Annotated in this window: 11 protein-coding genes and 1 pseudogene; 8 read left to right on the forward strand and 4 right to left on the reverse strand. The window is 37.6% G+C overall.

Annotated features, from left to right (window positions below; genetic code table 11):
• Positions 1-39 precede the first annotated feature (39 nt).
• On the reverse strand, positions 40-1,899 hold the full coding sequence (locus IPM14_00650; protein ID MBK9096632.1) for a hypothetical protein: 1,860 nt from the start codon (positions 1,897-1,899) through the stop codon (positions 40-42).
• A 257-nt stretch (positions 1,900-2,156) separates the two neighbouring features.
• Between IPM14_00650 and IPM14_00655 the strand changes: the two genes are divergently transcribed.
• A complete protein-coding gene (locus tag IPM14_00655; GenBank protein ID MBK9096633.1) occupies positions 2,157-2,861 on the forward strand; it encodes a DUF1211 domain-containing protein in 705 nt (234 codons plus the stop codon).
• Positions 2,862-2,949: 88 nt separating this feature from the next.
• On the opposite strand, the gene IPM14_00660 is transcribed toward IPM14_00655, so the two are convergent.
• On the reverse strand, positions 2,950-4,764 hold the full coding sequence (locus IPM14_00660; protein MBK9096634.1) for a peptidase: 1,815 nt from the start codon (positions 4,762-4,764) through the stop codon (positions 2,950-2,952).
• Positions 4,765-5,018: 254 nt separating this feature from the next.
• Here IPM14_00660 and IPM14_00665 point away from each other — a divergent pair, with 254 nt between their 5' ends.
• The 4 genes from IPM14_00665 to IPM14_00680 all read left to right on the forward strand — a co-directional run bounded on the left by IPM14_00665 (position 5,019) and on the right by IPM14_00680 (position 9,363).
• Positions 5,019-5,969 carry an alpha/beta fold hydrolase gene (locus tag IPM14_00665; protein ID MBK9096635.1) on the forward strand — a complete coding sequence of 317 codons (951 nt, stop codon included), beginning with the start codon at positions 5,019-5,021 and terminating at the stop codon, positions 5,967-5,969.
• Between the two features lie 206 nt (positions 5,970-6,175).
• Entirely contained in the window at positions 6,176-6,826 is a 651-nt protein-coding gene (locus IPM14_00670) for a hypothetical protein (GenBank protein ID MBK9096636.1), read from the forward strand.
• A 24-nt stretch (positions 6,827-6,850) separates the two neighbouring features.
• On the forward strand, positions 6,851-8,377 hold the full coding sequence (locus IPM14_00675; GenBank protein MBK9096637.1) for a GMC family oxidoreductase: 1,527 nt from the start codon (positions 6,851-6,853) through the stop codon (positions 8,375-8,377).
• Positions 8,377-9,363, forward strand: coding sequence for an NAD-dependent epimerase/dehydratase family protein (locus tag IPM14_00680; protein MBK9096638.1), 987 nt, complete (start codon positions 8,377-8,379; stop codon positions 9,361-9,363). Before IPM14_00675 ends, IPM14_00680 begins: the two co-directional genes overlap by 1 nt.
• On the opposite strand, the gene IPM14_00685 is transcribed toward IPM14_00680, so the two are convergent.
• Positions 9,358-10,440, reverse strand: a complete 1,083-nt coding sequence (locus IPM14_00685) for a flippase-like domain-containing protein (GenBank protein MBK9096639.1) — start codon at positions 10,438-10,440, stop codon at positions 9,358-9,360. The genes IPM14_00680 and IPM14_00685 overlap by 6 nt on opposite strands.
• 10 nt (positions 10,441-10,450) lie before the next feature.
• Complete coding sequence (locus IPM14_00690; GenBank protein MBK9096640.1) at positions 10,451-11,269, reverse strand: DUF3108 domain-containing protein; 819 nt, start codon at positions 11,267-11,269, stop codon at positions 10,451-10,453.
• 324 nt (positions 11,270-11,593) lie between these two features.
• Between IPM14_00690 and IPM14_00695 the strand changes: the two genes are divergently transcribed.
• The 3 genes and pseudogenes from IPM14_00695 to IPM14_00705 all read left to right on the forward strand — a co-directional run bounded on the left by IPM14_00695 (position 11,594) and on the right by IPM14_00705 (position 13,127).
• Positions 11,594-11,986: a hypothetical protein gene (locus IPM14_00695; protein MBK9096641.1), complete on the forward strand. Its 393-nt coding sequence runs from the start codon at positions 11,594-11,596 to the stop codon at positions 11,984-11,986.
• Between the two features lie 322 nt (positions 11,987-12,308).
• Complete coding sequence (locus IPM14_00700; protein MBK9096642.1) at positions 12,309-12,623, forward strand: winged helix-turn-helix transcriptional regulator; 315 nt, start codon at positions 12,309-12,311, stop codon at positions 12,621-12,623.
• Between the two features lie 18 nt (positions 12,624-12,641).
• Positions 12,642-13,127: pseudogene (locus tag IPM14_00705) on the forward strand (SRPBCC domain-containing protein).
• Positions 13,128-13,186: the final 59 nt, after the last annotated feature.

Raw genomic sequence — 13,186 nt, forward strand, 5'->3', positions numbered from 1 at the left:
GGGGGTGTCCGGCAATTGCCGGACGGGGTGGTGTTTTATTTACAAAACCTGATTCAATCTGAAATTTAATCTTACTGTCATTCCCGGCTCAAAAACTCTGCTGCCTGATGCAAATGGATCTCTTAAATAAGAAAGATGCTGGTAGTAAAGTGCATTGGTGATATTCTCAACTTCCAGCGATATGAGAAACGTATTTGCATTATAAGCCGCACCGATATCAATTCTGTTCCACGCAGGAGTAGTTGATTCATTCAACGCTTCATCAACTCTTAGCTGAGCATCGTTGTAAGTGTGCTTCAGGTAAATGAAAGTGTTGTAAAACGACGGCGAAGTCAGACTTGTTGAAACACTCAGCGGCTGAATTTCAGAAAGCGGTGAATCGTTGGTCGTGTTCTGTGCATAAGTGTACGACGCATTCGTCCTGATAAACTTCCATTCGAGTCCAAAATTTAATCCCAGCATATATGCATTCACATTTTCATAAGTCGTGTACGGTTTCATCCCGACAGATGTGTTAGTCAGATTCACATAATTCCAAACTTGTGTTGCAAACACTTCAAGTCTTATTCGCTGGTAATTCACAGAACCTCTTACTGTCCCCCTCATCGGTTGATTAAGTGTTGGATTCCCCGACCAGTTCGGATTCGTCATCGGTCGTTGAACAGCGATGAACAAATATTCAGTCTCCGGAGCTTCGGATGCGGTTTCAATGATTGCACCCGTCCCCCAATCATCACTTAGAGAAGTTGAATAGTTTGCGCTCAATCCGAAAACAGGGAACCATCTGTTGCTCTCGGCATCAGGATATAAAGATTTATAAAAATCCAGCCTATCTTCTTCGCCAATACTCTGATAAGAAACTCCCGCCTTACCCGAGAAAGTAAACTTGTCAAAGTTCAATGATTTGTTAAGCGCCCCATAAAAAGTATTCACATCGGGCATCATATTATTTGTTAAGGTCATCGTTGGCATAACCATTGTATTATCAAGATTCCAGTTGCGGAAATAAACATCATAAAAATTTCCGACTGCACCGATCGTTAAATTTTTCCCGAAACTTTCCATAAACATTGTCGATTGCCGTAGATCATTATCCATCACGTGTCGGGTATAGTTAAAATAAACTTTATTCTCATTATAACTTAAATGTGTGCTGATAACTTTGTTGTCTCTCTCATCCATTTTAAGATAGGGGAAAGAAACATTTTCGGTATAAGTGAAAGTTGCTCCATATTTCCAGAGAGAAGATGCACCGTTGAATGTTGCTTCTGCGAGTTTGTATCCGAAATTATCCTTGTAACTATAAAGGTCTTTAAAGGTTCTTCCATCGGCATCTTCATAGGGAAGACCCGTCGAATATCTTACAGATAGTCTTTGGTTAAAACCTTCGGCCGAAAGAGAGCCGTCAAAACTTTGTGATGATGCAGATGATCCAGATAATCCTGCCTTTAGTGAAATCGGTTCAAGAGGAACTGCCCTGTGAAATGAAACTTTTCCGCCAAGTCCGCTTTGAATATCTCCTGCTGTTTTATTGAGTTCGAGTGATTCGAGTTCCAGCGGATTGACACGCGAAAGAGGGGAATCCATCCTGTTAGGACAAGCGCAATGATAGCGTTCGCCATCAACAACAACGGACACATCGCCTTTCTTAAATCCATCAGCATAAGTATCCTGTGCAAAGAAAACTCCTTTTCGAATAAGGTTGAATCCATTTCTGTTCAGAAGGGAAGAGAGATTATCTTTTTCAACCGGTGTTTGATAGTTGCCAAGACTGAGTTTTTGAGAAGTGATTTCAACTGGTTCGAGCCAGTAAATTTTCAGACTATCATTCCACTGGGCCTGTGTACTTCCGATTAATATTAATAAATAAACGAAAAGAGTTGATATTTTTATTTCCATTTGTCATAATCCTTTTGCTGTTTTTTCGAAATGTAAATAAAATTATAATCAGATAAAATAGTCTGAATATCAATATTTGCACAGTAACAACATTACGCTTGCTAAAAAGTAAGGGGATTAGATTTAAGTTGGATTCGGATTTATCAGCAAAAATCCTGTTGGTTGAATCTGACACTCTTTCATCTTCCGACGGATATTTCCTAAGAATCCTTATAAGTTTTCAAAAAATATTATCTTGCCGGTAAAAAATTTTGGCGATGAGCAACAAATTTAAAATCAGAAGCGAAAGCCCGTCACGGCTCGAGAATTTCAGCGATGCAGTGTTCGCTTTCTCCATTACACTGCTGATGATTTCTCTCGAAGTTCCAAAAACCTTTTCAAGAATATTAGAACTGACGGATGAACTTATCGCATTCGCAATTACGATTATTCCATTGTTCCTGATCTGGCAGCAGCACCGATTATTCTTCAGAAGATATGGACTTGATGACAGAACAATTCTTGTATGGAACACATCTCTACTTTTTATAGTTCTGATTTTTATTTTTCCACTAAAGTTTCTTTCGTTGTTTCTGATACGATTTTTCAGTTATGTTTTCTTCGGAACAGAAAATGTTTTCAATACAATGATTGAAGGGATACAGGTCCCGTGGCTGATGGTTTATTACGGAATCGGTGTGCTGGGAATTTTATTTATCTTTTCACGTTTTTACAAGCATGTATTCAGCATGAGAGAAAATCTTGGATTGAATACTTACGAAACAAACCTTACTCATTATTACAAAAGATTATTTACGCACCTTTGTTTCATACCGGTCATTTCAATCTGTTTTGTACTTGTTTTTATGACTGTGAATGTTACGGTTGCAAGCATACTATCTGGCGTACTTTATTCTCTTACCGGAATTGTATTTGTTGTAAACCAGCGGTGGCTTAAAAAAATCGAGAGACGAGTTAGTTGATTCCTCGTCTCATTTCGGATACTTGCCGATAAAAGGAATGAGGAAAATTCTTATGCAGAAGTAAGAAAAACTTAAGAGATAATAACATTCAAAGATTTTTTAACCATGTTTCTCTCAATTTTAATTGATCTTCGGTTGGATTTTCCATCTCTTCAAAAATGTGTCGATCCATTTTTTGTTGAAGGGGAACTCTTATTACAACTTCCTCTTCTCCTCGCTGAACGGTGATGTCCACTATGTTGCCGGTTTTCATTTGATTAATGCTGGTAAATATTTGTTTAGCTGTTTCCATACTTACAACCGTTTCCATAACTTTAACTGGAACATCACCTTCCTTCAAACCAGCTTCCAAACAGACATCACTCAATCCGACAACTATAAATTGCTGCTTATCATTCATTCCCATCTGTACGCCCAGAGACGGACTTGTGTCCTGCGATGGTCTCTCTTCTATATAATTAAATCCGAGCTTTGTCATGTATTCATCAAAAGGTAATGGCTGAATTCCTTTGATGTAATCATCTATAAATTGCCCGATTTCAGGATAAGTCATATCAATAAAAATATTGAAGAACTCATATTCCGGGAATGGATTATCTTTGCCGTAGAGATTCAATAATTCCAAATAGAATTCTCTTAATCCTTTCTTTCCGCCGGAAAGTTCAAGAAGTCTAATATCCAGCATTGCTGCAGTGGCAGCCCCCTTGTTGTAGAAATTAATAAACTGCATTGTGATAACTTCATCGTAAACCTGTTTGCTGAGCTCGGTTAAGCTGATATCTTGTTTGAATTTTTCGTTTGTTGTCAGCTTTTTAGATAGTCTTTTGAGATACTCATCAACCGATATAATTCCGCCGCGAAGCTGCATTATATCCGAAGCCCATTCTGTTACTCCCTCATACAACCAGGTATGTTGTGAAGCAGTAGGCACCTCAAAATTGAACGGCTGCAGTACATCGCTGTGAAGGTTTAACGGACTTAAAATATGAAGAAATTCATGTGCTATGTCATCCTGCACTTCCTGAAACATTCCTTTTGCAGCAGGAAAAACAAATAGAGAACTGTATGAGTGCTCAAGAGCTCCGGCGCCGGCAAACCCGACCTCCATAAAAGATTTCATATCCAAAAAGCACATTAAAAAATTATAATTTGAAACAGGAGCATAACCAATAAATTCTGATGAGGATTGAAGAATCTCTTCTGCAGCTTTCAGTATTTTTTCAGCACTGTACAAAGTGTCCGGCGAGTAAACATATACTCCGACCTTTATACCGTTTACAGTTGTACCGGCTGTTGTTAGTTCACCTAAAAGAAATGGAGAGTCAACCAGGTAGTCATAGCTTTCTGCTGTGTAGTAGTTGTCAATCAAGGGAAGCGAGGTCCCGATTTTCCAGTCCTTCGGATAAAATAATTTTAACTTTACCGGAATAGTCTGAAGTCCCTCAAAGTATCCCAGCGTCGCAAATGTATTAAGTACAATAAACTTATCAGAAATCCCGGTGCCTGCCATAGGTATAACATACTCCCTTTCAACTTCTGCATCGAAAGTATCTTCAACATCATAATCGATCCGGTGGAGTTTGTCGGGATAGGATATCTTCCAGCAATTTATGGAAATCTTTTCGGTCGGAAGCTCAGTTCCATCTTTATCATAAGCGTTGAAAGAGGTAACGAATCTTCCGAAGTTCAGGTTAGAATATGTTCCCGGAACAGTTGCCGGAAGATTGTAAATATTGTTTTCTTTGCCCAGACCTTCGGTAAAGACTGTTACATGGAAAAGATCGTCCTCGTAGTTTAATACATTAATTTCATATGTAACTCCTGGCATACCAGATTGCGCAAAAAATGCAGCACTGCTGGAAATCAAATAAACCAATGTTGTCAGGTGTAATATCTGTTTCATAGAAAACCCCATAATTGTTTTTAAGCTAATGCAATTTTAATAATGTAACTAGTTTTAAAACGGATATTTTTGATGAGAGGGAAATTATTCTGATTAACCATCAACAGATGAAGGATGAAATACCAATGCTGCTGTTCTTAACTAAACGTGACGGAAGTTTGGTTAGTTTTTTGTGTCATCCCGATTGGATTTTCAAAAATCATTATCTTACCAAATAAAATTCTTTTCTCTACTTAAAAGTTTCAAGGTGATCTATGAAAACCAGTATTGTAATTCTCTTCACATTAATAGTAAGCTTAAACATATTCGCACAATTCCCCGACAGCTTCACAGATGGAAAATATTATGAAGTAAACGGAGCAAAACTCTGGGCACTCAGTTTTGGTGAAGGTGATCCATTATTTTTTATCGCGGGCGGTCCGGGCAATACACATTACGGATTAAGACATTTCGATTCACTTTCAACAACAAACACTTTGGTTTATTACGATGCTTTCGGAAGAGGGAAATCCGATACTGCAAAATTTGTTACGGAGTATACTCTGGAAAGAGATATTGAAGACCTTGAGGGATTGCGAGTTGCAATGGGTTTCGATAAAATAAATATTCTTGGACACTCTTACGGCGGAGTTGTTGCACAGGGTTACGCAATTAAATATCCGCAGAATGTTTCTCATCTTATAATCGCAAATTCATTCCACAGTTATTTAATGTGGCAGGAGAACTGCGACAATTCAAACCACGAGATAAAAACAAACTATCCTGAAGTATGGGAAGAGCTGATGAGAATAAGAGAGCAAGGTGCCGTTTCTAGCGATCCAATTCACCAGGAAATATACGGACGCGTACCTTACGGATTTTTGTATGCATACAATCCCGAAAACTTTAAACCAAGCGGAAGAAAGCCTTATCCGAATCCTTTGAATGCAAAATTGTATTACCAGATGGTCGGCAGGGATGGCGACTTTGAACTCACAAGCGATATCGGGACATTTGATTACAGGAAACAGTTAAAAGATCTGAAGATGCCGATACTGATTTACGGCGGACGTTACGACCGTGTTGCTGTTCCGCGAATGATGGTTGAATATAAAATGTACTGCCCGCAAGCTGAGTTTGTTATGTTTGAAAAAAGCGGACACAACCCGCAGGTGGAAGAACCATCCAAACTTTTTACAGTTATACGGAATTTTCTAAACAAATAAATTTATATGTGCTTGTCCTTGCGGCGAAGTCCAAAAGACGAGCCCGGAATCTGAGGCTGCTATAACTGCAACTTCACCGTAAAGTAATTTTCTCTATTCTCCCTCTATCCACAAAAACTTTTACAATACACTGACATAATTCTGACAGCTCAACGCATCTTTATATGTACTATTAAAGTGAAAAGAATATCACATGAGGAAGAAAAATGAAAAAACTATTCTTGCTTTCTATAAATAAAATATTTAGTAAAAACTCCCGTAATGAAGGCGGGATGAGCAATGAGAGTATTTCAGATTTGTTGAACAGGTTAAAAAGATATAACCGCCAGACTCAAAAATTTAAAATCGATTTGTTATCAATACCTCATGCATTACAAATGGTATTGCGACTTTTTCCTCATAAATACTGTAAAAATCAGATTTTAAAAGAGAAGTCGCTGCGTGCTTTTGTAACCACGATAATACCAGAAGCTGATGAGGATGATAAATTTCTTGTAAAGATGTATGAAGATAATTTTTACCCATTTCATACTTATTGTGGTTATTTCATTTTCGATTTAAACAAGCGTGCTAAAAAAATTTTTGGTGTTGGGAATTTTTATTCTCTCTCTCTGGAGGAGAGAACCACAGTAATACAATCTGCTTTATCCGGAAGAGAACTTACGGCCCGTTTATATAAAGGAGCTATTCTAATGGCTCAGGTCGCATTTTATGGAGCCGTTTATAATGAAGAAAAAGGCTGCAAATTAATTGATTTCCCCGGAAGAAATAATGGATATGAAAAAAGAGAAATCACATATCCATTCGGACAAAGTTTTTTCCGCAACGAACTTTCCTTTGATGGTCATCCATGGTAAAAAGAAATATAAAAGGAGACTAAAATGAAAACTTTAAAGACAGAAGTGTTGATTATCGGGAGTGGATTTGGTGCCGCTCCATCGGCTCTACACTTTTCCGAAAGAGGATATGATGTTTTAATGATTGAAAAGGGCAATAACATCGTGCCCGAAAAAGATTTTAAGCAAACAATGGATCCCAAATACCTCCTTAAATACATTAAAAGTATAAAAGGTGATGGAGTACAATTTACTTTCGCTGAAGGATTGGGCGGGGGTTCCGGTTTTTATGAAATGGTTTCATTCAGAGCTCCCTCGATTGCTTTCGATCTTAAAGATGAAAAGGGAAATAAACTATGGCCATCCGGAATAACAAGAAAAATTCTCGATCCTTACTATGAAATCTCGGAAAGAAATATGAATGTTCATCAGATAGCCAAGGAAGAGGTTCCTAAAAATGGTGTGGTGTTCTGCAAACTGATGCATACTCTCGGCTATTCAGTTGATCGGGTTAATTATTCGGTTAAAAATTGCAGGGGTGCCAGTTATTGTGTTGCCGGGTGTTCGTTTGGTTCAAAACAGAATTTGATTACTACATATTTCCGAAAAGCCGAAAGTCACGGACTCAGATCACTGACAAATATTCAGGCAGAACAAATCATACCCTTAAATACAAATGGACATCTGTACCAGCATCCATACAGAATAGAAGATATTCCGTACCGTTATCAGGTAAATGCTTATTCAGATACTGATAAAGAGAGTATTACTATTTTCACCAAAATATTAATTCTTGCGGCCGGCACAGTTGGTACCGCTATACTTTTAATGAAATCTAAAAAATATTTTGAGAATGCCAGCGAACATATCGGGAGAAATATTAATGTAAACGGTAGTGTAAAAACTTTGGGACTTCTTCCTCCTGATTTTATTATGGGAGATATGTTTGTTGGTCAATCTCATCCGGGTGTTGTTAGCTATGAATTTCTGGAATCAAGAGGAATAACAATATCAACCTCTAAGCCACTACCTGTCGATGCAGTTTCAACAGCTCACTTCAGGGTTGAAGATGATGAAAGAAATCCTTCCTGGTGGGGATCCGCACACGTTGATTTTATGAAAAATTACAGAAGAAGAGCTTTTGTACTTTATGCTCTGGGACTTTCAACATCCTCAGCAGAGCTGATAAGAAACGGCAACGGCGGGTTCAAACCATATTTAAAGATCGATGACCGGTTCAGAGATTACTATAAAAACACTGTTGAATTACTCCATTCAATATTCAGAAGAAATGGTGCCAAGATTGTCAATCTGGACTTTATTGATGGAGAAGGAAATGAATACCACGACATTCATATCACAACGGCTCACATGACAAGCTCATGCAGAATGGCTGACAATATCGAGCAGGGTGTGGTAAACTCAAAAGGCGAAATGTTTAATTATCCCGGCCTATTTATAACGGATGGGGCAGTAATTCCATCTTCGCTTGCAGTTAATCCTTATCTGACAATCCTTGCAAATGCCGAACGAATGACAGATCTGATTGTGGAAGACTATCGCAGGAATTAATGATGAAAATTATGCTGACGGGGGGAACAGGATTTATTGGTAGTTACGTGCTGCGTTTTTTACTTGAAGAAGGACACCAGGTAAATGCTCTTGTAAGAAATTCTATGAAACTAAATACAGCAAACCATCCTTCATTAAAAATATTTGAGGGAAATCTTAATAATCTAAATGCAATGAACAACTCCCTTTCAGGATGCGACGTTGTAATTCATCTTGCAGCACTGGTACGTGCTTTTACAGATAATGCAGATGAATTTATTGATACAAATCTTAAGGGAACGGCGAACCTGCTTTTGGCTTCTAAGCAGAATAAAGTCAAGAAGTTTGTATTTGTTTCCAGTCTGTCGGCTCACTCAATAGTTCCGGATAATATCATTAATGAGGAATCTCTGCGTAATCCCGATAAATATTTTAGCAAGTATGCGGAGACAAAAGGGAAGGCTGAGGATCTTGTTATAAAATCTAGTGAAGAAGGACTTCCGTATATAATAATTTATCCGCAAAGAATGTTTGGCATCGGTCCGCTTAATGATGCAAATGGTGCAACAAAAGCACTTCAGCTGTATCTGAAAAATAAACTTCCATTCCTGATTGATTCGGGAAATCAATTTGCATGCTGGTCTTTTGTTGAAGATGTTGCAAGGGGAATTGTATCTGCAGCAACAAAAGATATTTTTAACCAGAAATATATCCTTGGCGGCGAGAATGAAACCCTGTTAAATGTATATAAAGTGGCGAATAAAATTTCAGGCAAATCACACCTTAAAATAAAATTAAGGCTATCAACGGCGCTGTCCTTGGTTTCGTTTGCAGAGCGAATGGCAAAACTTCTGGGGAAAAATCCGATTATCACAAAAGAGTGGCTCAACTATGTTCTTGAAAGTCAAAAGATCTCTTCTGAAAAAGCTATAAGAGAACTGAATTATAAAATCACGGCTTTAAAAACTGCACTTGAAAAAACTATTACCTGGCTAAAGGATTTATAAGGTTTCTTTAATGGGAGCTAACTCAATTTTTTTGGTCTGTATCAACTTGTAAGGACGCACACCTATCAAGAGCAAAAGAAAATATCCTGCTGCAATCCAGAAAAATTCCTTGACGCGCTTCAACAATACGAATAATATAGCGTTTGATTGCGGATCAGAGATACCAACCAGATTAAATAAAATTATTACAACAATGTCTTGCGGACCAACTGCCCCTGGAATAAAAAAGAAAATCATTCTGACAAATGATATTAATGATTCAATTAAGATTACCTGAAAAATATCGGCACTGACTCCTAAAATTTTTAAGATTACAAGTGATTCAACTGCCATTAGAATCCAGGTAGCAAAGAAGAAAATTATAGTCACGTAAAGATCTTTTTTGTTTGATTTTGAAAAGAGAGAGATAGTTTCACTAATTCTGATTACAGACGGATTTATCTTACAAATAAAATTTTTCAAGGGTTGAAAGTTGACCTTATTGAAAAAATCAAGAAGTATTATTAATAAATTTTTTCTGTAAAGCATGTAAGTGCCAAGAATCGGAAGGAAAGCGGCAATCACTAAAGCCGGATACAGTAAATAAACTGGCAGCGATACAATGAATAATCTATCTCTTAAAGAAATGGCGAATATCCCAACTCCGAGAATGAAGAATAGCGTTTGTGCAACCAAAATATTAACCTTCACTATAATATTGGCGGATATGCTTTCACAGTAATCCAACTTGAAATATTTTTTCAACAGAAATGGTCTAACAATTTCAGCGTAAAATGCTCCTCCGGGCAGGGAGGTTTGTAAAGTTTCAGTAGCAAGTCTTAGCAAGAATAATTTAGTAGAAGAAATTTGGTTTTTAATCTTGCCAAAGCTGTGTTTCCACCCAAAGCTATCGCTAAGAATAATGCAGAAGTATGGTATTAATATTAGGAGTGCTGATAATCCAATTGTATTAAGCTTCGATAAGATCAAATCCCGATCAAATAAATCACTGTATTGATTAAAAACAAAGTAGAACATCGGAACAACCAGAAAGGCAATCGATACTTTTAATACATTATTTCTTGCCGAATTAGACATTGTTGCTCACTTACTTTTTTGTCTGAACAAATAAACTTTTGCTGGTTGGCGGTGTCCAGCCCGATTTATTACATTCACTAAGTTCTATGTCAATCGAGCCAAGTAAAATTTCCATTTCGGCATAGATCACTACTTTCTCGCTATCATCGGAAAACCAGCCCGTAAAATCACCGGAAAGTCCTGCAGTAGCATTGCCCTCCCATTCTGCAGAACCAGTATATTTAAAACTTCTTACTGGCTCATCACAGATTCCAGTTTCTATAAATTCAACCGGACCGCAAAAGTTTAAGGTTGTGGGATAAAATTTTGCTCCCAGTAACGTTGGTACAGTTTTAACTAGTCCTGCTGCTGCAATAATCCTGGTGTAGTTTACTAAAGAAGTTCCGACAAGATATGGTCCGTTATATCTGATGGTATCTTTGCAAATAAGTTCACCAGTGCTGCAGTCTTTTACTTGGTGTAAAGTAAAATTTTCAGTTTCATAAAACCTGTTGACTACTTCAACAATTTTCCCATCATTATTTTCCTTTCCATAATAGTAATAAGTCATACCATTAGATTCTCTCATAATTGCTACATTATGTTCGTCTATATTTATGAAAGGAATTAATGAGGCAGTCTTAACATCCATTGTGATTTTAATTAATTCAGGATAAGAAATTAAACGCTCCGTGCAGAGGGTGATAGTTCCGATGTGAAGAAACGTCCAGCCTACATTGTACACAAATTTTTCTTCCAGCTTTGTTTCTGCATCCTCGAGTTTTAAGTTCTGGGCAGACAGATTACCCAGCAATATTAAAAGTGATATTAAAACAATTTGATTTTTCATTTCATTCCTCCTTGATTTTCTTGCATTTCTAATATGATAATACGACGGTGAGGGTTTGTGTATGTCAGGAAGATGTCAAATTGCTGTAAAATCCTTAACGGAATCTTTCAAAATGAGGTCTGGGGGCGGGTTGAGTTTGTTGCTTCTGAAGAAAGCGGTTACAACTCTTAGGTGGAAGAATCATCCAAACTTTTTTAAATTATAAAGAAAGTTTTTATGATAGTAAGAAAAAACAAGCCATTGCGGTACGACCATGCAACCAAGTAATCTTCATTTTTTTATTAAAAGGATATTTTTGAAAAACATTATACCCGGAGTAACCAAATGCTAAAAATACTTTTACTAACATTTCTTCTTTTAACATCTGTCTGTGCATTTGCACAGCAGGAAGAAAATAACTCAGAAACACCCAAACTAAAGCAGTACTACTTCGTAATGCTTGTAAAAGGTCCTCACAGAGATGATATCGATTCACTCAGCCTCGTTAAAATCCAGGAAGGACATATGGCAAACATCAACAAGATGGCAGAGTCAGGTAAACTTCAGATAGCCGGTCCTTTCGGCGACGACGGCAACTGGAGAGGAATTTTTATTTTCGATGTTGCAACCGAAGAGGAAGTAAGAGAACTCCTGAAAGATGATCCTGCAATTCAAGCTGGCAGACTTGCATATGAAATTCATCCGTGGTGGACAATGCCCGGCGGCTGTTTGAAGTAAGACCTTGGCCATCACGGCAGTGCTGTGACGAGATAGCAAAAGTAATGTCATGGTTCGACCGTGACATCCTTGTGAAGATTGAGATTGTTTAAAAGGTTCTCTCGATACATTTCATTACTCGAGAACCTTTTCTTGTGCTTGGTTTTCGAGTTTTTTCTGATGAAATCAGAAAAAGTATCGAGAAAACAAGCTTGGCTCACGCAATGACATCCTGAAAACCCTCATTTCTTTCAATAATCGAACTAAACTAAATTAATTTGCGAAACGGGTTGGTTGCACATATATTTGCAACCAAATAGTTGCATAAAAGGTAATCAATAAAATGAACAGAGACATATTCCAGGCAATTGCTGACCCAACGAGAAGAGAAATCCTTTCGCTCATAGCTGCTAAAAGGATGACACCAAATTCAATCGCAGAAAAATTTCCATCGAGTCGGCAGGCAGTATCAAAGCATATTAAAATTCTTATCGAGTGTGATTTGATCGATAAGGAAAAAGTCGGCAGGGAGATTTACTATGAATTCAATCCTGTAAAAATGTGGGAAGTAGATAAGTGGATTGAGCAATTCAGAAAATTGTGGAAAGATAAATTTGATCAGCTTGATAAATTGTTAGATAACCTAAACACAAAATAAAAACGAAAGGAAGCTATAATGGATTTCGTTGTTGATAAACAGAACAACAAGGTAAGTGTTACAAGGGAGTTTGCAGCGCCGCTCGCAAAAGTTTGGGCAGCGTGGACACAAAGTGAATTGCTCGACCAGTGGTGGGCTCCAAAACCATGGAAAACAAAAACAAAGAAAATGGAATTTAAAGTCGGTGGTCACTGGCTTTATGCAATGCTCGGACCTGAAGGTGAAGAACACTGGTGCCGTGCGGATTTCAAATCTATCTCACCTAATAAAAGTTTTATCGTTTCAGAAGGTTTCTGCGATCCAAACGGAAAAATCACAACTGATTTTCCAATTGCATACTGGCACTGTCAGTTCAGTGAATCATCAAACAAAACGATTGTTTAAATAGAAATTTCATACGACTCGCTTGCTGACCTAGAGAAGTATATGGAGTTGGGATTCCAGGAAGGATTTACATCTGCTCTTGGAAATCTGGATGAGCTTTTTGCTGCAAGTAAAGTCTAAACAAATTATTCGTTTGTCATTGCGACGAGTCAGTTAAGGACGACGAAGCAATCTTAAAA

This window comes from bacterium, from assembly GCA_016716565.1.
Taxonomy (GTDB): domain Bacteria; phylum Bacteroidota; class Ignavibacteria; order Ignavibacteriales; family Ignavibacteriaceae; genus IGN2.

Excerpts from the sequence above, each read along its gene's own strand:
- IPM14_00650 (MBK9096632.1), bottom strand. The coding sequence starts at position 1,899 with ATGGAAATAAAAATATCAACTCTTTTCGTTTATTTATTAATATTAATC.
- IPM14_00655 (MBK9096633.1), top strand. The coding sequence starts at position 2,157 with ATGAGCAACAAATTTAAAATCAGAAGCGAAAGCCCGTCACGGCTCGAG.
- IPM14_00660 (MBK9096634.1), bottom strand. The coding sequence starts at position 4,764 with ATGAAACAGATATTACACCTGACAACATTGGTTTATTTGATTTCCAGC.
- IPM14_00665 (MBK9096635.1), top strand. The coding sequence starts at position 5,019 with ATGAAAACCAGTATTGTAATTCTCTTCACATTAATAGTAAGCTTAAAC.
- IPM14_00670 (MBK9096636.1), top strand. The coding sequence starts at position 6,176 with ATGAAAAAACTATTCTTGCTTTCTATAAATAAAATATTTAGTAAAAAC.
- IPM14_00675 (MBK9096637.1), top strand. The coding sequence starts at position 6,851 with ATGAAAACTTTAAAGACAGAAGTGTTGATTATCGGGAGTGGATTTGGT.
- IPM14_00680 (MBK9096638.1), top strand. The coding sequence starts at position 8,377 with ATGATGAAAATTATGCTGACGGGGGGAACAGGATTTATTGGTAGTTAC.
- IPM14_00685 (MBK9096639.1), bottom strand. The coding sequence starts at position 10,440 with ATGTCTAATTCGGCAAGAAATAATGTATTAAAAGTATCGATTGCCTTT.
- IPM14_00690 (MBK9096640.1), bottom strand. The coding sequence starts at position 11,269 with ATGAAAAATCAAATTGTTTTAATATCACTTTTAATATTGCTGGGTAAT.
- IPM14_00695 (MBK9096641.1), top strand. The coding sequence starts at position 11,594 with ATGCTAAAAATACTTTTACTAACATTTCTTCTTTTAACATCTGTCTGT.
- IPM14_00700 (MBK9096642.1), top strand. The coding sequence starts at position 12,309 with ATGAACAGAGACATATTCCAGGCAATTGCTGACCCAACGAGAAGAGAA.